Annotated in this window: 20 protein-coding genes, 1 tRNA gene and 1 riboswitch; of the genes, 8 read left to right on the top strand and 13 right to left on the bottom strand. The window is 70.6% G+C overall.

What is annotated here, in order from left to right; all coding sequences use genetic code 11:
• Nucleotides 1-13: 13 nt before the first annotated feature.
• Nucleotides 14-1183, bottom strand: coding sequence for an ADP-forming succinate--CoA ligase subunit beta (sucC, locus tag AABM36_RS05140; protein ID WP_039100878.1), 1170 nt, complete (start codon nt 1181-1183; stop codon nt 14-16).
• Nucleotides 1184-1395: 212 nt separating this feature from the next.
• Here sucC and AABM36_RS05135 point away from each other — a divergent pair, with 212 nt between their 5' ends.
• Nucleotides 1396-2145 (top strand): hypothetical protein, encoded by a 750-nt coding sequence (locus AABM36_RS05135; RefSeq protein WP_423447685.1) that lies wholly within the window; start codon nt 1396-1398, stop codon nt 2143-2145.
• A gap of 29 nt (nt 2146-2174) precedes the next feature.
• Here AABM36_RS05135 and pcrA read toward each other — a convergent pair whose 3' ends face one another.
• Both pcrA and AABM36_RS05125 read right to left on the bottom strand, forming a co-directional pair.
• Nucleotides 2175-4640: a DNA helicase PcrA gene (gene pcrA / locus AABM36_RS05130; protein ID WP_423447683.1), complete on the bottom strand. Its 2466-nt coding sequence runs from the start codon at nt 4638-4640 to the stop codon at nt 2175-2177.
• Nucleotides 4641-4763: 123 nt separating this feature from the next.
• On the bottom strand, nt 4764-5495 hold the full coding sequence (locus AABM36_RS05125) for an integrase (RefSeq protein ID WP_237708732.1): 732 nt from the start codon (nt 5493-5495) through the stop codon (nt 4764-4766).
• Nucleotides 5496-5611: 116 nt separating this feature from the next.
• Here AABM36_RS05125 and AABM36_RS05120 point away from each other — a divergent pair, with 116 nt between their 5' ends.
• The gene (locus AABM36_RS05120; RefSeq protein WP_019310234.1) at nt 5612-6307 is read left to right on the top strand and encodes a hypothetical protein; all 696 of its coding nucleotides are present in this window, start codon (nt 5612-5614) and stop codon (nt 6305-6307) included.
• Between the two features lie 56 nt (nt 6308-6363).
• Here the strand turns inward: AABM36_RS05120 and AABM36_RS05115 are convergent.
• Nucleotides 6364-6436, bottom strand: a tRNA-Arg gene (locus AABM36_RS05115).
• 61 nt (nt 6437-6497) lie between these two features.
• Between AABM36_RS05115 and AABM36_RS05110 the strand changes: the two genes are divergently transcribed.
• Nucleotides 6498-7526 (top strand): DUF4031 domain-containing protein, encoded by a 1029-nt coding sequence (locus AABM36_RS05110; RefSeq protein ID WP_029603262.1) that lies wholly within the window; start codon nt 6498-6500, stop codon nt 7524-7526.
• 182 nt (nt 7527-7708) lie between these two features.
• Here AABM36_RS05110 and AABM36_RS05105 read toward each other — a convergent pair whose 3' ends face one another.
• The 4 genes from AABM36_RS05105 to AABM36_RS05090 all read right to left on the bottom strand — a co-directional run bounded on the left by AABM36_RS05105 (nt 7709) and on the right by AABM36_RS05090 (nt 11339).
• On the bottom strand, nt 7709-8026 hold the full coding sequence (locus AABM36_RS05105) for a hypothetical protein (protein ID WP_047978769.1): 318 nt from the start codon (nt 8024-8026) through the stop codon (nt 7709-7711).
• Between the two features lie 294 nt (nt 8027-8320).
• Nucleotides 8321-9307 (bottom strand): C40 family peptidase, encoded by a 987-nt coding sequence (locus tag AABM36_RS05100; protein WP_019310237.1) that lies wholly within the window; start codon nt 9305-9307, stop codon nt 8321-8323.
• A gap of 230 nt (nt 9308-9537) precedes the next feature.
• Nucleotides 9538-10140, bottom strand: coding sequence for a C40 family peptidase (locus AABM36_RS05095; RefSeq protein WP_423447680.1), 603 nt, complete (start codon nt 10138-10140; stop codon nt 9538-9540).
• Between the two features lie 5 nt (nt 10141-10145).
• Nucleotides 10146-10305, bottom strand: a riboswitch (cyclic di-AMP (ydaO/yuaA leader).
• 338 nt (nt 10306-10643) lie between these two features.
• Nucleotides 10644-11339 carry a metal-dependent transcriptional regulator gene (locus AABM36_RS05090; RefSeq protein ID WP_019310239.1) on the bottom strand — a complete coding sequence of 232 codons (696 nt, stop codon included), beginning with the start codon at nt 11337-11339 and terminating at the stop codon, nt 10644-10646.
• Nucleotides 11340-11537: 198 nt separating this feature from the next.
• On the opposite strand from AABM36_RS05090, the gene serC reads away from it, so the two are divergent.
• Nucleotides 11538-12659 (top strand): phosphoserine transaminase, encoded by a 1122-nt coding sequence (gene serC, locus AABM36_RS05085; protein ID WP_019310240.1) that lies wholly within the window; start codon nt 11538-11540, stop codon nt 12657-12659.
• A 39-nt stretch (nt 12660-12698) separates the two neighbouring features.
• Here the strand turns inward: serC and AABM36_RS05080 are convergent, their stop codons facing one another.
• The 3 genes from AABM36_RS05080 to AABM36_RS05070 are packed head-to-tail and all read right to left on the bottom strand — an operon-like array spanning nt 12699 to nt 15233.
• On the bottom strand, nt 12699-13919 hold the full coding sequence (locus AABM36_RS05080) for an MFS transporter (RefSeq protein WP_019310241.1): 1221 nt from the start codon (nt 13917-13919) through the stop codon (nt 12699-12701).
• Between the two features lie 53 nt (nt 13920-13972).
• Nucleotides 13973-14857 (bottom strand): DUF3027 domain-containing protein, encoded by an 885-nt coding sequence (locus AABM36_RS05075; protein ID WP_019310242.1) that lies wholly within the window; start codon nt 14855-14857, stop codon nt 13973-13975.
• Nucleotides 14850-15233 carry a cold-shock protein gene (locus tag AABM36_RS05070; protein ID WP_029603266.1) on the bottom strand — a complete coding sequence of 128 codons (384 nt, stop codon included), beginning with the start codon at nt 15231-15233 and terminating at the stop codon, nt 14850-14852. The genes AABM36_RS05075 and AABM36_RS05070 overlap by 8 nt, the downstream gene beginning before the upstream one ends.
• 139 nt (nt 15234-15372) lie before the next feature.
• Between AABM36_RS05070 and AABM36_RS05065 the strand changes: the two genes are divergently transcribed.
• The 4 genes from AABM36_RS05065 (at nt 15373) to AABM36_RS05050 (ending at nt 18344) form a co-directional block, all read left to right on the top strand.
• On the top strand, nt 15373-15633 hold the full coding sequence (locus AABM36_RS05065; RefSeq protein WP_019310244.1) for a hypothetical protein: 261 nt from the start codon (nt 15373-15375) through the stop codon (nt 15631-15633).
• Nucleotides 15634-15746: 113 nt separating this feature from the next.
• Complete coding sequence (locus AABM36_RS05060) at nt 15747-16460, top strand: response regulator transcription factor (RefSeq protein WP_019310245.1); 714 nt, start codon at nt 15747-15749, stop codon at nt 16458-16460.
• 4 nt (nt 16461-16464) lie between these two features.
• On the top strand, nt 16465-17937 hold the full coding sequence (locus AABM36_RS05055) for a sensor histidine kinase (protein WP_019310246.1): 1473 nt from the start codon (nt 16465-16467) through the stop codon (nt 17935-17937).
• Nucleotides 17938-18053: 116 nt separating this feature from the next.
• On the top strand, nt 18054-18344 hold the full coding sequence (locus AABM36_RS05050; RefSeq protein ID WP_019310247.1) for a WXG100 family type VII secretion target: 291 nt from the start codon (nt 18054-18056) through the stop codon (nt 18342-18344).
• A gap of 7 nt (nt 18345-18351) precedes the next feature.
• Here AABM36_RS05050 and AABM36_RS05045 read toward each other — a convergent pair whose 3' ends face one another.
• Nucleotides 18352-19557 (bottom strand): ribonuclease H family protein, encoded by a 1206-nt coding sequence (locus tag AABM36_RS05045; RefSeq protein ID WP_019310248.1) that lies wholly within the window; start codon nt 19555-19557, stop codon nt 18352-18354.
• 155 nt (nt 19558-19712) lie between these two features.
• Nucleotides 19713-21347 carry a chaperonin GroEL gene (gene groL, locus AABM36_RS05040; protein ID WP_019310249.1) on the bottom strand — a complete coding sequence of 545 codons (1635 nt, stop codon included), beginning with the start codon at nt 21345-21347 and terminating at the stop codon, nt 19713-19715.
• Nucleotides 21348-21567 lie beyond the last annotated feature (220 nt).

Here is a 21567-nt window from a genome sequence, read left to right as displayed (position 1 = left end):
TGCTCGTGGGCGGTTACTTGGCGGAGTGGGCGAGCTCGGCGGCCTTGTCGGCGCCGGCGTCCATGGTGTCCGCGGTGGTGATCAGCGGGTGGTTGGCCTCGCGGAGGATCGCGCGACCCTCGTCCACGTTGTTGCCGTCCAGCCGCACCACGATGGGCTTGGTGGCGGAGTCGCCGAGGATCTCCAGGGCCTTGACGATGCCGTTGGCCACGGCGTCGCACGCGGTGATGCCGCCGAAGACGTTGACGAACACGGACTTCACCTGGGGGTCGCCCAGGATGACGTCCAGGCCCGCGGCCATGACCTCGGCCGAGGCGCCGCCGCCGATGTCCAGGAAGTTGGCGGGCTTCACGTCCCCGTGCTTCTCGCCGGCGTAGGCCACGACGTCCAGGGTGGACATCACGAGGCCGGCGCCGTTGCCGATGATCCCGACCTCGCCGTCCAGCTTGACGTAGTTGAGGTCGTTCTCCTTGGCCTTCTCCTCCAGGGGATCGGCCGTGGTCTTGTCCGCGAGCGCGGCGTGGTCCTCGTGGCGGAACTCGGCGTTGTCGTCCAGGGACACCTTGCCGTCCAGCGCGAGGATCTCCCCGTCACCGGTCTTGACCAGGGGGTTGACCTCCACCAGGGTGGCGTCCTCCTTGGCGTAGACCTCGCCCAGCTTGACCAGCACGGGCACGACCTTGGCGGCGGTCTCGGCGTCGAACTTGGCCTGCTCCACGATCTCCCGGGCCTTGGCCTCGGTGATGCCCTCGGCGGGGTTCACGTCCACGCGCGCCAGGGCCTCCGGACGCTCCACGGCCAGCTGCTCGATCTCCATGCCGCCCTCGACCGAGCACATGGCCAGGTAGGAGCGGTTGGCGCGGTCCAGCAGGACGGAGAAGTAGTACTCCTCGGCGATGTCCGCGCCCTGCGCGATCATCACGCGGTGCACGGTGTGGCCCTTGATGTCCATGCCCAGGATCTGCTGGGCGTACTCGAAGGCCTCCTCGGGGGACTTCGCGACCTTGACGCCGCCCGCCTTGCCGCGACCGCCCACCTTGACCTGGGCCTTGACGACGGTCACGCCGCCGATCTTCTCAGCAGCTGCCTTGGCTTCTTCTGGGGTAGTGGCGACGATGCCGGCCAGCACGGGGACACCGTGCTTCTCGAACAGGTCGCGTGCCTGGTACTCAAACAGGTCCACGGATAAGTGTCCTTCTGCGTCGAGGTGTGTCGTTCCGCGCCGGGAACCCCCGGCTGGAGCGACCTGATGTGGGGGGATGCGGCGCAGCGCTGCGCTCACAGTGCCCTCACTGTGATTTTAGTCCATGGCGCGGCGATTCGCCCCACCGGGGCCCGCGTGAACCCACAGCCCACGATGCGCTGCCACCCGGGATCGCCTGGTTGACTGGGTCCATGCAATGGATCGGACTGCCGGACGTCTGGGACGCCCGGGAAGCGGACCACGGGTTCATGGCCTCGCTCGCCACGTTCTCGTTCGTGGCCCTGGGGCTCGAGCTCGTGGTCGACGGCACCTACCTGACCCTCACGGGTGACGTCCCGTCGCTCTACCCCCTCGGCTGGCAGTGCCTGACCTGGGTGGGGCTCGGCGCGGTGTGGCTGCTGCTGGCGCGCGCCCTCGTGCTCTGGTGCCGACGCCGCGGTCTGGACCCCCTGCCCCCGGACCGACCCGCGGGTGAGCGGGCGGACGGGCCGGACCACCGCGCCTGGCGAGCCGTCCTCGGGTACTTCGCGGCCGCCGTCGTCACCGCGATCGCGCTGCCCGCCGTGGTGGGGCTGCCGTGGGGCTTCGCCCCGGTGGACCGGTTCCTGGACCTCTACGCGCAGTACGGCGGCGGTGCCTGGCTCGCGATGGCCGCGTGGCTCGTGTACCTGGTCGGGCGCTGCCTCGTGGTGGCCGGGTTGCTGGCCTACTCGCACCGGGCCGTGCTCGGCGTGGCCACGTTCCGGGGCGCGCGGTGGATCCCGTGGGGCGGGCTGGTCACCGGGGTGTGCATGGGCACCGTGGCACTGCTGTCCCGGGGACAGGCCGCGGGGCTGAGCACGCTCGTGGCCAGCGTGCTGCTGGGAATGCTGCACGTGCGCTCCGGGGAGTCCCTGCGCGTGACCGCACCGTTCACGGTCCTGGTCTACGCCCTCATCTGACGCGGTCCCGAGCACCCGCGCCCGCTCCGTCACGAGACCTTGGCCATGGGGGCGTAGCGCAGCAGGAGCCGCTTCTCCTCGGCCCCGAAGCGCACCTTGGCCACGGTCTTGTCCCCGTTGCCCTCCACCGCGACCACCGAGCCGCGGCCGAAGGCCTTGTGCTCCACGGTGTCCCCCACGTTCAGGGAGGGGATCTCCTTCTGCGGCTGCACCCTGCCCGCCGAGGCCGGGGAGAGGCGACGGAACGTGGCTCCGGATCCGGCGGCGGCGCCCCACGACGACCCCCGCAGCGGATCCCGGGAACTGGACGGGCCCCCGGAGTGCACGGGTGACCCCCAGCCCCCCGCCGTGGCGGAGCCCTCCCGCTTCCAGTCGATCAGGTGCGCGGGGATCTCGTCCAGGAACGGGCTGGCCGGGTTGAACTGGGACTGCCCCCACATGGAGCGGGACTCCGCCCGGGTGATGTAGAGCCGCTGCCGGGCACGGGTGATGCCCACGTACGCGAGCCGGCGCTCCTCCTCCATGCTCGAGGGATCCGCGAAGCTGCGCTGGTGCGGGAAGATCCCGTGCTCCATGCCGGTCAGGAACACCACGGGGAACTCCAGCCCCTTGGCGGTGTGCAGGGTCATGAGGGTGACCACCCCCAGCGACCGGGCCTCCTCGACCTCCGCCGCGATCTGCTGGGCGCTGGCCGCGCCCTCCCCGGCGGTGTCCGGCCGCGAGGGGATCTGGTCCGCGTCCGCCACGAGGGCCACGTGCTCGAGGAACTGGCCGAGCCCCGCGTCCGGGTGGTCCTTCTCGAACTCGCGCACCACGGCCACGAGCTCGGCGAGGTTCTCCACGCGGGACTCGTCCTGGGGATCCGTGGAGGTGCGCAGGGCCTCGAGGTAGCCGGACTGCTCCAGCACGGCCTCCAGCACCGCGGCCACGGACGCCCCCTCCGCCAGTTCGGCGAGGTCGTCCATGAGCTGGGAGAACGAGCGGATCGCGTTGGCGGAACGGGTGGCCAGGGCCGGGGCCTCGTCCAGCCGGTGCATGGCCGCGGAGAACGAGATCCCCTCTCGCTCGGCGAGCGCGGCGATCGACCCCTGGGCACGGTCGCCGATCCCGCGCTTGGGCTCGTTGATGATCCGGCGCACGGTGATGTCGTCCGAGGGGTTGGCGATCGCCCGCAGGTAGGAGATGGCGTCCTTGATCTCCTTGCGCTCGTAGAAGCGCGTGCCCCCGACCACCTTGTACGGCAGCCCCACCCGCATGAGGATCTCCTCCAGGGAGCGGGACTGGGCGTTGGTGCGGTAGAACACGGCCACGTCCCCGGGGCGGATCCCGTGCTCGTCCTGGAGGCGGTCGATCTCCTCCGCGATGAACCGCGCCTCCTCGTGCTCGTTCTCCGCCGCGTAGCCCACGATGGGCGCGCCGTCCCCCTCGGCCGTCCACAGCTTCTTTTCACGGCGGTCCGCGTTCTGCGAGATCACAGCGTTGGCGGCCGAGAGAATGTTCTGCGTGGAGCGGTAGTTCTGCTCCAGCAGGATGGTGCGCGCGGACGGGAAGTCCCGTTCGAAGTCCGTGATGTTGCGGATGTCCGCCCCGCGGAACGCGTAGATGGACTGGTCGGAGTCGCCCACCACCGTGAGCTCGGCCGCGGGGATCCCGGACTCGTCCGTGTGACCGGGAGAGTTTCCTCCCACGAGTTCCCGGACCAGGGCGTACTGGGCGTGGTTGGTGTCCTGGTACTCGTCCACCAGCACGTGGCGGAACCGCCGCCGGTAGTACTCGAGGACCTGGGGGAACGCGCGGAACATGTGCACGGTCTCGCCGATCAGGTCGTCGAAGTCCATGGCGTTGGCCGCGCGCAGCCGCTGGGTGTATCCCCGGTACACCTGCGCGACCGCAGACTCGAAGGGGTCCGTGGAGCTGGCCCGCGCCAGGTACGTCTCGTCGTCCACGAGCTCGTTCTTCAGCGCGGAGATCTTGTGCTGGATGGCCTTCGGCGCGAAGCGCTTGGGGTCCAGCTCGTGCTGCTTGGCCACCTGGGTGATCAGCCGCAGGGAGTCCGCGGAGTCGTAGATCGAGAAGTTCGTGCTCAGTCCCAGGGTCTTGGCCTCGCGGCGCAGGATCCGCACGCACAGCGAGTGGAACGTGGAGATCCACATGGAACGGGCGGAGTCCCCCACCAGTTCCACGATCCGCTCGCGCATCTCCGCCGCGGCCTTGTTGGTGAACGTGATGGCCAGGATCTCACCACGGCCGGCCCGACCGGTGGCCAGCAGGTGCGCGATCCGGTGGGTCAGCACCCTCGTCTTGCCCGACCCCGCGCCCGCGACGATCAGCAGGGGCGAGCCGGCGTGCTCGACCGCCGCGCGCTGCGGGTCGTTGAGCCCCGCCACGAGCTGCTCCGGGGACGCCGCGGCGTCGGACGGCTCGGCAGAGGCGCCACCGGCCGGGGAACGCACCGACGAGGCAGAGAGCAGGGGGTTGTCAGAGAGGTAGTCCATGGTGCGCCCAGTCTATCCAGCGGCTCGGACGCGCAGCCGGGCGCGGACCCGCACGGTGGCCTCGTCGGCGACGGGCAGCCGGGGCCGGGCCCCGGTGTGCGGCACCGCACGACTGCCAGCCCGTCAGACGTACCGGGGTTCCACCTGGTGGCGGCCGTTCGCGTCCTCGACCCAGAGGTGGGAGTCCGCCACGGTGACCCGCACGGGAGCCTCCAGCACGAGGTCGTCGTCGCTCAGCTCGTCGAGCACCTGCTCCGGGCCCCCGAAGATGGTCGTGACCTCGCCGTCGGAGGTGTCCACGTGCCGCAGGGCGTGGTTGCCGGTGTCGGCCACCACCACGGAGCCGTCGTAGAGGATCTGCAGGTCCTGGGGATGGTCGAGCGCGGCCTCGGACGCCGCACCGTCCCGGTACCCGGCCCCGTGCCTGCCGACGACCGTGACCACGTGGGGCGCGCCGTCGGGCCGGTCCGTGTTGATGTCGATGCGCCGCAGCGAGGAGGAGTCCCGGTCCACGAACCAGAGTGTGCCGTCCCCGGCCTCCGTGATGGACACGGTGGCCGCGAACGTGGCCTGGCCGAGCGTGCCGTCCCTGCGGCCGGGCTCTCCAGTGCCCGCCCACTCCTGGAGCTCGTCCGTGTAGGCGTCCCAGCGGTAGAGCCGGTGGCGTTCGGGGACCGCCGCGACCACGGCGGAGAGCTTGTGGGACCAGACGATGTCGGCCATGCGGGCGCCCTTGAGGACGGAGCAGTCGATCCTGCGGCGCACTGTGCAGTGGTCGGCCTCGTACAGCGTGAGCTCCGAGCCGTCACCCGCGTTCATGAGCAGACCGTCCGGAAGGCCGATGGAGAGCTCCATGACCGTCACCACCTTTCGCGGTGCCCGCCGGGGGCACCTGTCCTCCACCTCGTCGTCGAGAGTGGGTACCCGTCTTCGATTCACAGTACGCCCCGGGGGATAATGGAGCCATGGGTATGACCAGAGCGCAGAAGGCCAGGAAGCACGGGCAGGCCGCGGGTGCTGCCCCGGCCGGATCCACGAGCACCCAGGGAGCCTCCGTGCGCCCCGTGAGCGTCCACGAGATGCGGGACGGGCAGCTCGCCGCGGACCCCACCAAGGGCTCCTCCGCCGGAATCCTCGTGGGGGTCGCGTTCTTCGTGGGCATCGCGCTCTGGCTGTACTACCACCTGCTCGTCCTGCAGGGCGTGTCCGGGAACCTGGCCGGAGGGGTGACCGCTCCCGAGCTGATGCCCGGCGGCTTCGACTCCCAGCACATCGCCGCCTTCGCGCGCGGACTGGGCGCGGAGGGCATCGCCTCCTACGAGGGTGTGCACGCGACCACCGGACTGTTCACGCCCCTGCTGCTGAGCCTGGGATGGCTGCTGTTCACCGGTCTCAACACCCCGCAGCGAGCCCGGAAATGGCTCTACTGGTCCGTGGTCCTGGCGTACGCCGTGGTCTTCCTGGCGGGAAACGCCGCGCTCGACGCCGCCGTGGCGCACCCCGAGGACAGCGGCGCCGTGGCGCTCGCCTCCGGCCTGGTGGTCACCCGCTGGGTGCTGACCGCGCTCCTGCTGCTCATTGCGGTGCTCGTGAGCGTCTCCGTGGTGCGCCGCAAGATCAACGCCTTCTCCGAGGGCGAGCTGCCCGGCCAGCGTCCACGGGGCTGACTGCTCCACCGCCGAACGACGGATGCCCCGCCCGGGACCGGGCAGGGCATCGTTCGTGCCCTCGATTGGATTCGAACCAACGACACCGGCTTTAGGAGAGCCGTGCTCTATCCCCTGAGCTACGAGGGCAATACTGCACCAGCTTATCCGCGGGGGACCCACCCCGCGAGTCAGGCGCACAATGGTCACCATGACGGTCTTCATCGATCCCCCGCGCTGGCCCGCCCACGGTACCGTGTTCTCCCACCTCGTCTCGGACCAGTCCCTGGCCGAGCTGCACGAGTTCGCCTCACGCCTGGGCGTGTCCGTGCGGGCGTTCGACCAGGACCACTACGACATTCCCGCGCACCGCCTCGCAGACGCCCTGGCCCTCGGCGCGGTCGCGGTGGAGGGCAAGGACCTCGCGCGGATCCTGATCCGCAGCGGCCTGCGGGTCCCCGCACGACGCCGCCCGGTCAAGCTGGCCCCGGCCCTCACCCGCCGCTGGGAGCGGCACGTTCCGGGGCATCCCGACCTGGGCTCGCACCTGCTGGAGCGCTGGCTCGAACCGCACCGTGCCTACCACGGCCCCGCCCACCTGCTGAAGGTGCTGGAGGCGGTGGATCTGCTCACGGACGGGCGCCCGTCCCAGGAGCTCGTGCTGGCGGCATGGTTCCACGACGCCGTGCACCGGGGGCGGGCCGGCGAGGACGAGAAGGACTCGGCGGCCCTCGCCCGGCAGCTGCTGGGCCCCGACGGGTGCGCACCGGAGTCACCCCCGCCTGCCGGCCGCGGCGGGGCGGGACGCTCCCCCGTCCAGGAGGGCAGCGGGGAGGGCGACGCCGCCCCCGGGTCCGGGGTACGGGCGGCCCCGCGCGAAGGACGGGGTCCAGGAGCTGCGGAGCCGTGGCCGGCCGGCCTTGCGGACAGGGTCGCAGAGCTCGTCATGGTCACCGTGGCGCACCGGCCGGATCCCACGGACCGGGACGCGTGCCTGCTCGTGGACGCGGATCTTGCCGTGCTCGGGGGCACCGCGGAGGAGTACGAGCGCTACCGCGCGGACGTGCGCCGGGAGTACGCAGACGTCCCCGAGAGCCAGTTCCGGGCCGCCCGCGCCGAGGTGCTGCAGAATCTGCTGTCCAGTCCCCGCCTGTTCCACCACGACACCGCGGTGGCACTGTGGGAGACGCAGGCCCGGCGCAATGTGGCACGGGAGATCCAGTTGCTCACCGGGCAGTGAGCAACGGGGAGGGGCGGCGCGCCGAGGGGATTCATGGCCGACCCACTCTTCACCAGGCTGGCACCACTCTGCCGAGGTGAGTGCACCCGGGTCGCATCATTCCTACGAGGTGAGGGCACGCGGGTGGCGCTGTTCCGCCGAAGTGAGGGTACGCGGCTGGTTACGGCTCCGCGTGGTCGACGTCAGGAGCGGTGGGTCGGCGGCGTGGCGGTGGAGTCCGCCCCGGGTTGCTGAGAGGCGTCCGGGGCGAGGGCCCCTGATTCCTCGCGCTCGGGGGCGGAGGCACGGCGGCGGCGGAAGATGAGCGCCGCCAGCACGAGACCCACGATGATCCCGAGACCGCCGAACACAGACAGCCACATGGCCGCGTGGCCGGCGAAGGCCGCCACGATGAATCCCACGATGATGCCGGGAACCGCCCCGGCCACCATCCCCACGGCGTAGTAGGTGAATTCCTGGTCCTGGGGGGTTCTGGCTGCGCTCGAGAAATCGGTGGACATGGCGTCCATTCTAGATCCCGTCCCCTGGACGTCACCCGCACGCTGGCCCCGGCAGCCCGCGGTGGACGAACGGGATGATTGGTCCCGTGGCCGGCGCGTACTGCGCGGCAGTGGCGCAGAGGGACGCAGAGGCATGCAAAGGTATGCAGAGACGAGAAAAACGTACGGACCCTGTGGTCATCAGGGTCCGTACGCATTCATCTCGTCCTCGTCGGGAGCGGGTACACAACCGGTCCCGACTCGTTTCGAGGTGTGGCACCGCGCCGATCAGCGCGGTGCCGAACTCGGGGGAGCTCAGCCGACGCGGATGTACTCCGGGCCGGAGCCCACGTTGGCGGTGGTCTTCACGGTCTGGTTGCCGTTCCAGCCGCCGTGGATGGCCTGGCCGTTGCCGGCGTAGATGGCCACGTGGGCCACACCGGCGCCGCCGTCGGCGTAGTAGGCGATGTCGCCGGCCTGGGCCTCAGCGGCGGAGACCGGGGTGCCGAGGGACTTGTAGCTGGCGGGCCAGCCGTGGTGGTTGATGCCCACCGCTGCCAGTGCGTTGCTCACCAGGGCGGTGCAGTCCTGGTTGACGCCGATCTGGCCCTCAGCGGCGCTCAGAATGGCCTGGCCCTGGCCGGAAGCCGGGGTGCTGGACGCGGCCTTGGCCTGCTTGGGGGTGGTGCTGGACTGCGTGGTCACCTTGCCGGTGTTGGCGGTGGTGTCGTACCCGGTCTGAGCGGTGTAACCGGTCTGAGCGGTGTAACCGGTCTGAGCGGTGTAGCCGGCCTGGGGGGCGTAGCCGGTCTGGGGGGCGCCGTAGTTGTAGATGGCGTTGCCCTGCTCGGCGGCGGCCTCGGCCTGCAGCGTCTGCTGGGTGGGCTGCGCGGCGTGGCGGCCCTGGGCCGGAGCCGGAGCCTGCTCCGCGACCGGGGTCACGGTCTGGGCGGCGGGAGCCACCTGGGGAGCCGCAGGCGCCTCGACCGGAGTCACCTCGGCGACGGGGGCGGCCTGCACCACGTCGGGCTGGGCCGGAGCCTTGGCGGGCTCGGCCTTCTTGGCGGGAGCCTTCTCGGCCTTGTCAGCCTTGGCGGCCGGCTCGGCGGAGACGGTGTTCTCGGAGGCGGGAGCCTCGGACACGGCGGCGGCGGGAGCCTGCTCGTCGGAAGCGTTCTGCGTGGCCTGCACCGACACGGTGGTGGCGAGAGCCAGACCGGAGAAGGCGGCAACGGCTGCCACGGTGCGAGCCTTGCCCGCGAACAGACCCTTGGCCGACTGAGTGGTGGTTTCGTTCGTCATGCGTGTGGTTTCCTAACACGTTCGTGTCCGCCCAGGGCACGGAGATGTGCGGTGGTCGTCGGGCAGCGCAGTGCTGCCGCAACTCACCGAGGGAGGGCGGGTTGGCGATGTCTTCTGATGTCAGTTCGTGCGAGCACGTGCGCACCGCCCGGGTGCGGGCCGATGCGCCGTGCCGTGTTTCTCACTGGATCGGGACCTGCGGCGCCCGAGGGCGCCGCAGGTGCACTGGATCAGCGGAAGGTGTAGTAGCCGTCCAGCTGCATGGCGTTCACAGAGTGGATCTGCGTGCCCTGGGCGGAGTTGAGGGCGGAGATCATCTGGCCGTTGCCGATGTAGATGCCCACGTGCGAGCCGCCGTTCTGGGAGACCAGGTCACCGGGCTGCGGGGTGGAGGTGGGGGTGCCGGCCGCGAACTGGGCCCAGGTGGTGCGGGGGATGTTGATGCCGTTCTGGGCGTAGACCGACTGGGTGAAGCCGGAGCAGTCCCAGGCCTTGTAGCCGGTGCCGCCCCACACGTACGCGCCGCCGATGCCGGCGTAGGCATCGCCCACGAGGCCGCCTGCGGCGTGGTTCGACTGCGTGCTCACGCCGGAGCCGGACGCCATGGCATCCGGGGCCGGGGTGGTGTAGGAGGCGTTGTAGGCGCCCAGCGAGGTGTCGGCGCTGTAGGACGAGGTGGAGCCCAGCTCCACGATGTCACTGGAGGCCTGAGCGGGCATCGTCATGCCGGCCACGGCCGCGCCGGCCGCGATGGTGGCAACGGTGGTGTTGCGCACCACGTGGGACTGGGTCTCAGCGCGGTGACGGGCAGAGCTCTGCTTCATGAAAGACATGTGTGTGTTCCTCCCTACGCCTGCGGGGTGAGCTGTCGGGTTCGGATGGGAGACATCCGGCCGCACGAGCCGATGGGCCGTGCTGGCTTGACCCCAAGGATTCGACGGGCTGTGACGAATCCGGGAAGTGGTTCCCCCGCTTCTGCCATGCGGATGTTCTGTGTACGGGATCCCGGGGCGCATGGCAGAACTCGGCGAGCGCTCGGGAGTGCCGGATCCGACCAGTGATCGGCACGGTCACGACTGTACAGGACAGATCACGGGAATGTCACGTTTTGATTACAACCGATCACGGATCGGGCACTCACGGCTATCAGTCAGCCCATTTGATCACAAAGAATAAATCAATCGACAGGGGACCCTATGGGCTCATCACCAGGGGCAACATACCTCTGACCTGCGGAGACAGCCCTGTGGAGCACCGCGCGGCGCGGCACGACGAACCGGTCGCCGTGTGGTTGTCCACACATCGGAAAGATCACGGTCCCGCCCGCGGGCCGGGCTCAGGAGGCGGTCGCGCTCACCCGGATGGCCCGTGCCGTGGCTCCGTCGAGGTCCAGGGAGACCCCCGATGCCACATGGGTCACCACGACGCGCTGCTCGTCGCCAGGGTTGATCTCGGCGGTGACACGTGACCCTGTGAGGATCCCGGCGGAGCTGAGCGTCTCGATCAGCTCGGGGTCTGCCTGCACCACCTCGGGCAGCAGTCGTACCCCGTACTGCGCGCCGTCGGCCGCCGTGGCTGCGTCGAGAAGGGTGAGGCCGCCGAACACCTCGAGGGCGTCCCCGTCCCGGCAGGGGATGGGCGTCCCGTACGGGGAGACCTTGGGGTCACCGAGCAAATCCACGAGCCGGCTCTCCACGCGCTCGCTCATCACGTGCTCCCAGCGGCAGGCCTCCTCGTGCACGTGCGCGAGGTCCAGTCCCACCACGTCCGCGAGCAGCCGCTCGGCCAGGCGGTGCTTGCGCATCACGGACACGGCCGTGTCACGGCCCGCGGGCGTGAGCTGCAGGGAACGGTCCGGCGCCACGGACAGCAGACCGTCACGCTCCATGCGGGAGACCGTCTGGGACACCGTGGGCCCGGAGTGGTGCAGCCGCTCCACGATGCGGGCCCGCATGGGCGTGATGCCCTCCTCCTCGAGCTCCAGCACCGTGCGCAGGTACATCTCGGTGGTGTCGATCAGGTCGCCGCTCATGGTCCGTCCTCGAATTTCTGCGCACCGCGGCGCGCGGGTCAACGGCCCCCGGTGGGGGGTGCACTCCAGCGTGGTGTGAATGATTCAGGATAATTGTAACGAGGCGGATCTCGTCCCCGCCGTCGTCGTGCGCCGCAGCACCGGCCGGGGCGAGCACAATGGAGCACACCACCGTCCCGCCCTCCAGGAGGACCCACCGTGACCCATCTGCCCGTGATCCCCCCGCACCTGCTTCCCGAGGACGGCCGGTTCGGGGCTGGCCCGTCCCGCGTGCGCCCGGAGCAGCTGGGTGCCCTCGCCCGGGCCGGAACGACGCTGCTGGGAACCTCCCACCGGCAGGCCCCAGTCAAGGACCTCGTGGCCCGGATCCAGGAGCGGCTGGCCGAGTTCCTGGGGCTGCCCGCGGGCTACGAGATCGTGCTGGGAACCGGCGGTGCCAGCGTGTTCTGGGACAGCGCCGTTTTCGGCCTGGTGCGCTCCCGCGCCGAGCACCTGACCTTCGGCGAGTTCGGCGCCAAGTTCGCGAGCGTCACCGACCGGGCCCCGTTCCTGGAACGCTCCGTAATGCTCGAGGCTCCCGCGGGCTCCCGCCCCGAGGGACCGCGCATCCTGCCGGACGTGGACGTCTACGCATGGCCGCAGAACGAGACCTCCACGGGCGTGGCCATGCCGGTGCGCCGTGTGGTGGCCGACGACGCCCTCACGGTCGTCGACGCGACCTCCGCCGCCGGCGGCATGGCCGTGGAGATCGCCGAGACGGACGTCTACTACTTCTCCCCGCAGAAGAACTTCGGCAGCGACGGCGGGATCTGGTTCGCCGCGTTCTCCCCCGCGGCCCTCGAGCGTGTGGAGCGTCTCTCGGCCTCCGGGCGCTGGGTCCCGGACGTGCTCTCGCTGGCCGCCGCCGTGGAGAACTCCCGCAAGCACCAGACCTACAACACCCCGGCCCTTGCCGGGCTCGTGATGCTGGACGAGCAGCTCGGCTGGCTGCTCGAGCAGGGCGGCATGCCGTGGGCCGCCGCGCGGACCGCCGAGACCTCCGGGCTGGTCTACGACTGGGCCGAGGGCAGCGAGCACGCGCGGCCCTTCGTCGCCGATCCTGCGCACCGCTCCCCCGTGGTGTGCACGGTGGACTTCGACGCCGCCGTGGACGCGGCCCGGGTGGCCTCCGTCCTGCGGGCCAACGGTGTGCTGGACGTGGAGCCCTACCGCAAGCTCGGACGCAACCAGCTGCGCATCGCCACCTTCGCGTCCGTTCCCCCAGAGGACGTGCGCGCGCTGCTGCGGTGCATCGACTGGGCCGTGGGCGAACTGGCCTGAGCGCGCGGCGGGCGCCGCGGCGTCGTCGTCCTGCCGCGTTCAGCCCGCCGTGGGCGCCCCGGAGCGGGCGGGGACGTGGCGCCACGCGAACCACGCCCCGATGAGCGCGCCCACGAGACCCGCGAGGACCGCGGAGCCCATGCCCCAGCGTGCTCCGAACGTGTCCGTGAGCCACCCCACCACGGGGGCGCCGATCGGGGTGCCGCCCATGAAGATCGCCATGTAGAGGCTCATCACGCGTCCCCGCATGGCGGGCGCCGTGGTGCTCTGCACGTAGGCGTTGGCCGTGGTCATGATGGTCAGCGAGGACACGCCGCACGGGATCAGCCACACGGCGAACAGCCACAGCGAGGGCGCCGTGGCCGCCCCCAGGCAGGAGACCGCGAACGCCGCGCAGCCGATGAAGATGTAGCGCAGCCGCGCCCGCTCGCGGCGGGCGGAGAGCAGGGCACCGGTCACGGTGCCCAGGGCGAGCATCGAGTTCAGGAGCCCGAACTCCTCCGAGCCGCGCCCGAACTCCGAACCCGCCATGGCCGCGAGGTACACCGCGAAGTTCATGCCGAAGGTGCCGATCATGAAGATCGTGGCCATGACAGCCACGATGTCCGGGCGGTGCGCCACGTAGCCAATGCCCTCCCGGATCTGGCCGCGCCCCCGGCGGGCGCGCGGGGCGGGCCGCAGCCGCCCGGCGTCGATCAGCACGATTGCCCAGATCATGGCGGCGAACGTGAGGGTGTTGAGCATAAACACCCACCCGGTACCCACGGCCGCCACCAGCACTCCGGCCACCGCGGGGCCGATCAACCGCGCGGAGTTGAACGAGGTGGAGTTCAGGGCCACCGCATTGGACAGGTGGGTGTCCGGGACCATCTCGGAGACGAACGTCTGACGCACGGGAGCGTCGAACGTGGCCACGACCCCCAGCGCCAGGGCGAAGACGTACACGGTGGACAGCCCCGCGAGGTCGAGCAGCAGCAGCGTTCCCAGCACCGCGGCGAGCAGCGCCATGATCCCCTGGGTGAGCACCAGGATGCGGCGCCGGTCGTAGCGGTCCGCGAGCACCCCGGCGTACGGCGCCAGGAGCAGCTGCGGGACGAACTGCAGCGCCATGACCACGCCCATGGCGGTGGAGTCGTGATCCGTCAGCTCGTCGAACACCAGCCAGGACTGCGCCGTGCGCTGCATCCACGTGCCGATGTTGGAGACCAGAGCCCCCGTGAACCACAGCCGGTAGTTGCGGATCCGCAGCGATCGGAACATCCCGGTGGCACCCGGTGCCGCCGGTCCCCGCTCCGCCGCGCCGGACCCGCGGCCTAGGATGACGTGCCGCCCTCGGCGGACACCGTGTCCTGCCCGGCCGGGGGATCACCGGCCTCGGACCCCTCGTGGGACTCGCGCGCGGCGTCGTCGGGACGGTCGGTCTCCGCCTGCTCGGGGCTCGGCTGCTCCGTGCCCTCGTGCTCTGCGCCCTCCTGCTCCGCGTGCAGGGAGTTCATGCGCTCCTCCCACGGGATCCAGGCCGGCGCCAGGAGCGAGCGGGGGCCGGCCAGCAGACCGGACTCGCACACGCTCACGTGCTTGGAACGGGGAGCGCGGGACACGGTGGCGTACCAGGTCCACCCCGGGTACCCCGGGAGCGTGCAGTCGAAGAGGTGCGTGAGCAGACGGTCCTCGTGGACGGTGACACCCACGTGCTCGCCGATGCCGCCGTCCTCGTGGGCGCCCGCTACGATCGCCTCCCGGGCCAGGTCCACGGCCTCCGTGAGGACGGGATCCTGCTTGGGCGTGCGGGTGCGCGGTCCCGAGCGCCGCTTCGCCGCGCCGCGGGACGGAGCCGACGACGGTTCCGCGCCGCTCTCGGCGGCGCTCACCGCTGCTGCGGACCGGGAAGCCGCGGGGCCCTCCCCAGGGTCCTGCTGCGGTGCGTCCTTCTCCGTCAGGGCCTCATCCACCGAGAGCTGCCCATCGGGACTCCGTCCACCCGGGGTCTGGTCGGCGGAGCCCTGCTCGGTGGGGTTCTGGGCCGCGGTGGTCTGCTCCTGCTGGGCCTGCTCGGTCGTGGCCTGCCCGGTTGCCGTCTGCTCGTCCGGGGTCTGCCCGGTTGCCGTCTGCGTGTCCGGGGTCTGCCCGGCCGGAGCCGGGGAGCTGGCAGCGTCCGCGCGGGCGGTGTCCGTGGTCCGTGCTGTGCGCTCAGACATCGAGCTCATCCGCCACGGTGCGCAGGATGGCCGCGATCTTGTGCCCGTGGGAGCGGTCCGGGTAGCGCCCGCGGCGCAGCCCGTTGGACATCCCGTCCAGGAGGCGGATCAGGTCCTCGGTGAGCACCGCCATTTCCTCCGGCGGCTTGCGGGTGTTGCGGGTGACCGACGGCGGTGCGCTGAGCACGGTGGCGGACAGCGCCTGCGCCCCCCGCTTGCCGTCCGCGATCCCGAAGTCCATGCGGGTGCCGGGCTTCACCGTGGTCACCCCCTGGGGCAGTGCCGACGCGTGGAGGAACACCTCCTGGCCGTCGTCGGTGGCCAGAAAACCGAAACCCTTGTCTGCGTCGAACCACTTGACCTTGCCCGTGGGCACGCGGATCACCTCAGTCTCTCGTCTTCTCGTTGCGGCCACCGCTGCGCGGCGCCTTGCGAACACCACAGTTTATCCCCCGCGCGCTCGACCGCGGCCCCGTTCAACCCAGCGCGTAACCCCGGCTTGCTACCTTGTGGGCATGCCTGAATCCACCGCACCCACCACCTCCGCCGCCGCCGACCACCGCACCGGGGGAGGTCTGCCGGTGCTGCTTGTGGTGGCCCTCGTGCTGGCCGGCGTGAGCGCCCTCTGCCTGATCGCGGTGCTCGTGGCCTCTGCCGCGGGCACGGTGCTGTGGCCCGGGTTCACCTTCATCCCGTCGATCCTCTTCCCCCTGGCGTTCCTGCTGCTGTGCGTGGAGCTCGTGCGGGGCGGTGCACGACGCCGCTCGCACCGCTGAGAGCGCCGCTCGCCGTCGTCCCGGAGCCCCCGTGCCCCCGCCTGCTCACCCCTCCCAGTTTTCCGCGGGCTGCATGACAGCTTCCATCCAGAAAATTCGGAGACACTGAGCGCATGAACACGAAAACCACAGAAGCGAAACTGCTCGTCGTGGACGACGAGCCGAACATCCTCGAGCTGCTCGCCACCTCCCTGCGGTTCGCCGGTTTCGAGGTCGTCACCGCCGCCAATGGCCGCGACGCCCTGCTCAAGGCCGAGGCCGAGGACCCGGACCTCGCCGTGCTGGACGTCATGCTCCCGGACATCGACGGCTTCTCGGTGACCCGCAAGCTGCGCGCGGCCGGGCGGCACTTCCCCATCCTCTTCCTCACGGCCAAGGACGACACCGACGACAAGGTGGCCGGGCTGACCGTGGGCGGCGACGACTACGTCACCAAGCCCTTCAGCCTCGACGAGGTGGTGGCCCGCATCCGCGCCGTGCTGCGCCGGACCCAGCCGCTCGAGGAGGAGGACTCCCGTCTCAAGGTGGACGACCTCGTCCTGGACGACGACGCCCACGAGGTGTTCCGCGACGGGCGCGAGATCGACCTGTCCCCCACGGAATTCAAGCTGCTGCGCTACCTCATGCTCAATCCTAACCGGGTGCTGTCCAAGGCCCAGATCCTGGACCACGTGTGGGAGTACGACTTCAACGGGGACGCCTCCATCGTGGAGTCCTACATCTCCTACCTGCGCCGCAAGATCGACAACGATCCCGACCAGCCCTCCCTGATCCACACCAAGCGCGGTGTGGGCTACCTGCTGCGCTCCGCGAACAAGCGCCACTGATCCCTTGAACGTGCTCGCCCGGCGGTTCCGCTCCGCGTCCCTGCGCTCGCAGCTCATGGCCCTCACGGGCGTGCTGCTCGCGGTCAGCATCATGGTGACCACGCTGGTGGCGGTCTCGGTGCTGCGGGACTCGCTCGTGACGAGCCTGGACCAGGAGCTGCGGCAGTCCGTCCCCGCGGTGGCGACCGCTCTCACGGGCACCCTCGAGGGTGACGTGAGCTCGCCGGTGCCCACCAACGGGTACCTCCTGGACGCCGAGGGCAACGTGATCGCCACGGCACACGGCGGCGCGCCCACGGCCGAGGACCCGCCGGATCCAGATCTGAGCAGGATGACCCTCGACTACGTGGTGGCCCACGACGGTCAGGCGGAGACCGTGGGGTCCGTGGGCTCGGACGAGGACACGTGGCGGGTGCTGCCCGCCAAGCTCACGATGTTCGACATGTCCGTGGTGGTGGCCGAGCCGATGGCCCGTACGAACGCCATCATCTCGGGCGTGGGCCTGCTGACCTTCAGCTTCGGACTGGCCACCCTGATCGCGGCCATGACCGTGGGGTGGGTCATGGTCACCCGTGCCTTCCAGCCGCTGCGGCAGGTGGAGGCCACTGCCGCACGGATCGCGGACGGCGACCTCTCCCAGCGCATGGAGGGGTACAACCCGCACACCGAGATCGGTCAGCTCTCCGCGTCCCTCAACGCGATGCTCGGCCACATCGAGGACGCCTTCGACGCGCGCACCCGGTCCGAGACCAAGCTGCGGCGGTTCGTGGCCGACGCCTCCCACGAGCTGCGCACCCCCCTGGTGTCCATCCGGGGGTACTCAGAGCTCTACCGCCACGGGGCGCTGCAGACGCCCGAGGACGTGGGCAAGGCCATGGACCGGATCGAGTCGGAGTCCAAACGCATGACGCAGCTCGTGGAGGACCTCCTGACCCTGGCCCGCCTGGACGAGCGCCGGGTGTCCACCATGGGCGCGGTGGACCTGCTGCACCTGGCGTACGACGCCGCCTCGGACGCCCACGCGACCGCTCCCGACCGCACCGTGACGGTGGTGGGCCTGCAGGACTCCTCCCCGGAGGCCGCCTGGGTCCACGGGGACGAGTCCAAGCTGCGCCAGGTGGTGGCCAACCTGCTGACCAATGCCCTGCGCTACACACCGGCGGGCTCGCCGCTGGAGCTCGCCGTGGGTCTCGAACCCGCCGTGGACGGCCGGTCCACCTCCGTGCTGCAGGTGCGCGACCACGGGCCGGGAATCCACGGCACGGACGCCGAGCGGGTCTTCGAACGGTTCTACCGGGCGGACTCCTCCCGGACCCGTGAGACCGGGGGCACCGGGCTGGGGCTGTCCATCGTGGCCGCGATCATCGAGCAGCACGACGGCACGGTCCGTCTGGAGCAGACGGACGGCGGAGGAGCCACGTTCACCGTGCGGATCCCGCACACGGAACCTGTGGACAGCCGCGGATCGGACTCCTAGCTCCACCGCCTCCTCGGCCCCCCGTCCCTGCGGCCTTCCCCCTTCGTAGCGTGACCCGTACCGGCACCCGCCGGTCACCGGCCGGTCACCGGCACCTTTTTCCGAGGAGGAACATCATGGCTCACTTCGTGGTGGACAGCGACACCATTGCCGCCAAGTCCCAGCAGGCACACGGGCACATCGAACGGCTCAGCGCGGAGGTCAACGGCATGACCGCCACGCTCACGGATCTTCAGGGCACCTGGACGGGCACCGCCTCCGCGAGCTTCCAGGAGGCCCTGAGCTCGTGGCGCTCCGCGCAGGCCCAGATGGAGCAGGCCGTCGCGCAGATCAACCAGGCGCTCGCGACCGCCGGGACGCAGTACGCCGAGACGGAGGCCGCCAACGCCCGGATGTTCTCATCCTGAGCCCTGCTCAGTCCTCCGCCGTGACCTGGTGGAAGCGCAGCAGCCAGGGGCCCATGTCGTTGTGCTGGTCCTCGCGCACCCACACGGAGCTGCGACGGGTCACGTGCGAGGGCTCCTCGAGCCGGTAGCTCACGTGGTAGGCATCCGCACCGAGGGCGGTCACCCGCACCTCACCAGGGGTGCCCTCCGCCACGGCTCGGGACGGGAACTGCGCCACCGGCACGACGGCACCGCCCGCGTCGATGCACTGCAGGTCGGGGTGTAGCAGCGTGGTGGCGTGCTCCGCAGCGTGGGGCGACGCCGCCGCACGGGGTGAGGCCCCGGCGGTCTCGTGCGCCGCCCCGGGCGGGGTGCACACCGCCGCGCGCTCCCGTTGCACGGCATCCACCACGAACTGCTCCGACCACCCGTCCGCTCTAACCCCGGCGGACTCCTGGGTCCCGCTCGGCGGCGACGCGGCCTCCAGCTCGGAGAAGAGATCCGGCTGGCTGACCATGCCGTCCCCCGGTGCCGCAGACGGTGGTCCGGCAGGTGCGCCGCCACCGGCGGCAGCGTGCCCCGTGGCCGCGGGGCGGGACGTACCACCCTCGGCAGAGGGCGGGGCCGTCGCAGCACTGGACGCGGGTGCGGCGGCGTCTGCGGCGTGCACGGGTGCGGCCGCACCGGACGCGGGTGCGGTGGCGTCGGTGGCGGAGGGCTCGGCACCGGACGCGTGACGGGAGGCGGGGGTGGCGTCCTCGTCCCGGAAGCCCGGACCCACCGGCATGTCCTCGGGGGAGGTGCGCGCCTGGTACGCCGTGGCCATCGCCCGGGCACGCACGTCAGCGGCCTCGTTGAGCTCGTGACCGGCGTGGCCCTTGACCCACTCGAAAGTGACCGAGCGGCCGGATAGCTCCCGGTCCAGGGCCTTCATGATGTCCACGTTCAGCACGGGCTTGCCGTCCCGCTTCTTCCAGCCCTTCTTCTTCCAGCCCGGCATCCACTTGGTGATCGAGTTGATCACGTACTGGCTGTCGCAGTAGACCGTGAGCGGTTCGTCCCGCCGGTGGCGCGTGCACTCGAGCAGGTCCAGCACGGCGGTGAGCTCGCCCATGTTGTTGGTGCCGTGCGCCCAGCCGCCCGCGTGCCACGACGTGGGGTCGATGTACCAGGCCCAGCCGGCCGGCCCCGGGTTGCCGAGCGCCGAACCGTCCGCGGAAGCAATGATCGTCATGCGCCCATCCTCCCAAAGCGTCCCGACACGCGGAACGCCACGGCGCCTTCCCGCCCCACCGGACATGGAAGGACCCCGGACACGACGTGCGCGTCCGGGGTCCCTCGACGGTCGCACCCGCGGAACGGGTGGGGCTCCACGTCAGTGGAGTGGGATCACATCATGCCGCCCATGCCGCCCATGGGATCGGCGCCCGCGCCCGCACCGGCGGCCTCGGGCTCCGGCTTGTCCGCCACCACGGCCTCCGTGGTGAGGAACAGCCCGGCGATGGACGCCGCGTTCTGCAGAGCGGAACGGGTCACCTTGACGGGGTCGTTGATGCCCGCGGCCATGAGGTCCTCGTACTCGCCGGTGGCGGCGTTGAGGCCCCAGCCGGTCTCGAGCCCGCGCACCTTGTCGACCACCACGCCGGGCTCCATGCCGGCGTTGAGGGCGATCTGCTTGAGCGGGGCGTCGATGGCGACCTTGACGATGTTCGCGCCCGTGGCCTCGTCACCCGAGAGGTTCAGGGAGTCGAACACCTTGGCACCGGCCTGGATGAGGGCCACGCCACCGCCGGCGACAATGCCCTCCTCCACGGCCGCCTTGGCGTTGCGCACGGCGTCCTCGATGCGGTGCTTGCGCTCCTTGAGCTCCACCTCGGTGGCCGCGCCGGCCTTGAGCACTGCCACACCGCCGGCCAGCTTGGCCAGGCGCTCCTGCAGCTTCTCGCGGTCGTAGTCGGAGTCGGAGTTGTTGATCTCCGCGCGGATCTGCGCCACGCGGCCCTCGATCTCCTCCTGGGTGCCGGCGCCGTCCACGATGGTGGTCTCGTCCTTGGTGACGACGACCTTGCGGGCCTGGCCCAGCAGGTCGATCGTGGCGGACTCGAGCGACAGCCCCACCTCTTCGGTGATGACCTGGCCGCCGGTGAGGATCGCGATGTCCGCGAGCTGCGCCTTGCGGCGGTCGCCGAAGCCGGGAGCCTTGACGGCCACGGACTTCACAGCGCCGCGCATCTTGTTCAGCACCAGCATGGCCAAGGCCTCGCCGTCCACGTCCTCGGCGATGATCAGCAGCGGCTTGCCGGCCTGCATGACCTTCTCCAGCACGGGGACCAGGTCCTTCACGGCGGAGATCTTGGAGTTCACGATGAGGATGTAGGGATCCTCCAGGACGGCCTCCTGGCGGTCCGCGTCCGTGACGAAGTAGCCGGAGAGGTAGCCCTTGTCGAAGCGCATGCCCTCGGTCAGCTCGAGGTCCAGCCCGAAGGTGTTGGACTCCTCGACGGTGATGACGCCTTCCTTGCCGACCTTCTCCATGGCCTCGGCGATCAGCTTGCCGATCTCGGGGTCAGCGGCGGAGATGGACGCGGTGGCGGCGATCTCCTCCTCGGTCTCGATCTCCTTGGCGGAGAACAGCAGCTGCTCGGTCACGGAGGCCACGGCCTTCTCGATGCCGCGCTTGAGGGACAGCGGGTCCGCACCGGCGGCCACGTTGCGCAGGCCTTCCTTTACGAGGGCCTGGGCCAGCACGGTGGCCGTGGTGGTGCCGTCACCGGCGACGTCGTCGGTCTTCTTGGCGACCTCCTTGACGAGCTCGGCGCCGATCTTCTCATACGGCTCCTCCAGCTCGATCTCCTTGGCGATGGAGACACCGTCGTTGGTGATGGTGGGGGCGCCCCAGGACTTCTCCAGGACCACGTTGCGGCCGCGGGGGCCGAGCGTGACCTTGACGGCGTCCGCGAGGGTGTTGAGACCCTTCTCGAGGCCGCGGCGTGCTTCTTCATCGAATGCGATCATCTTTGCCATGTGATTCGTCCCTCCTGGACGGTCGACAAACGAGACTGGTCACGATGCCCGCGACGGACGGCGCTCGCACCGCGGTCCTCACCGCGCCGCGACCACCTCACCGTGATGTGGTGTCCACTCGTGCGTCGGGCCGCCGCCACCGGACCCGGTTAGCAGTCCACCCGACTGAGTGCTAATCCCATAGTGGCACTGCCGCGCGCGGAACCGCAAACCCCTGCGC

Source organism: Kocuria sp. KSNUG, from assembly GCF_049532735.1.
In the GTDB taxonomy this organism is placed as follows: Bacteria; Actinomycetota; Actinomycetes; order Actinomycetales; family Micrococcaceae; genus Kocuria; species Kocuria rhizophila.
Note: the sequence above shows the minus strand (reverse complement) of the source record. Positions and strands in the feature narration are given on the sequence as shown.